The organism is Frankia sp. CcWB2, assembly GCF_977927585.1.
Genome location: NZ_CDWRCM010000194.1, coordinates 7,984 through 9,316 on the forward strand (window position 1 = coordinate 7,984; position 1,333 = coordinate 9,316).

The 1,333-nt window shown below is 71.4% G+C and carries 1 protein-coding gene; it reads right to left on the bottom strand.

What is annotated here, in order from left to right; genetic code table 11:
• Positions 1 to 499: 499 nt before the first annotated feature.
• A complete protein-coding gene (locus ACY45C_RS17660; RefSeq protein WP_462188660.1) occupies positions 500 to 1,216 on the bottom strand; it encodes a 2OG-Fe(II) oxygenase in 717 nt (238 codons plus the stop codon).
• Between the last annotated feature and the right edge of the window lie 117 nt (positions 1,217 to 1,333).

Consider the following 1,333-nt stretch of genomic DNA (forward strand, 5'->3'; position numbering starts at 1 on the left):
GCGCCGCTGCTGCCCGCGAGCCGTCCCTAGCGGTGTCGCTGACAGCGAGGTTGACCACCTCGCGCACCGCGGACCCAGTCGTCGACGACTGGGTCCGCTTCGCCAGCCTGGACCGGCTACGCCTGCCCGTCCTCGACCCAGTACCGGCCGAAGGACTGCACCTCACCCTCCAGCGTCTCGCCTTCACCGACCAGATCAGCCACGCCGAGGTCGACAAGAGCATCGAGGAGACACGGCGGCGCTTCGCAGGCGTCCAGGGGAGCTGGATACGCTTTCGCCCCCGAGAACCGTGTCCAGCTCCCCCAAACTCGTTCGCCCAGGCCCATCGCTCAGGCCCCCTCCCGCGGCCTTCGTCGCCGCGTAGACGGCGTTCCCCGGCCAGGAGTGCTGCCCTCACCGAGGCGATGGCATTGATGATCATCCCGCCGGCAGTCGCCAGCCCTACCAGCCCGGCCACACAACCGCTCCCACTACTGGCTCCCGCTGCTGGGTAGATGCGTCACGCAGCGTCGTGGAAGACCAGGCCGAGGGCGTGACGCCGGCCCGAGCGGACGGTGCTCACCCCGTGGCGCACCGCCGAGGCGGACCAGCCGCGGGCGGAGCGCACCGGCCGGTCCCGGGTCGTGAAGACCAGCGCGTGCCCCTGCGGCAGGACGAGGGAGGTTCCGCGGGACTGGGCGCGCATGCGCTGCTCGACGAGCAGGAACTCCCCGCCGGTGTAGTCCTCGCCCGGCACGTCGAGGCCGATGACGACCTGGAGCGGGAAGACGAGTTCCCCATAGATGTCGCGATGCAGCGCGTTCCAGTCACCCCGGCCGTAACGCAGCAGCAGCGGCGTCGGCCTGGTCTGCCCAGCCTGGTGGCACCGGCCGAGCCAGGAGCCGAGGGTGTCCGGCCACGGGGCCGGCCGGCCAAGTCGACCGGCCCAATCCCGGGCGACGGGCAGCAGGTGCGAGTAGAGCGTCTCGCGCAGCCGCTGGACCAGTTCTGGGAGCGGATGGCCGAAGTATCGGTACTCTCCTGACCCGAACCGGTGCCGGGCCATGTCGACCGTGGAGCGGAAGTGCCGCGTCTCGTCGTACAGTTCCGCGAGGGCGTGGCACTGCGCCGGGGTGAGGATCCCAGGGGTGAGCGCGCAGCCCACCACGTCCAGCTCTGCTCCGATCGGCGCCCAGTCGACGTTGTCCGGTGACGGTAGCCGGCCGGTACCCGTCACGACCAGGCCGCCGCCGCGTCCAACATCGGCGCATCCAACATCGGCGCGAGTACCCCCTCATGGCGCAGCAGCGCCTCCTTGCGGGCGAGTCCGGCCGCGTAGCCGCGCAGGGGGTGC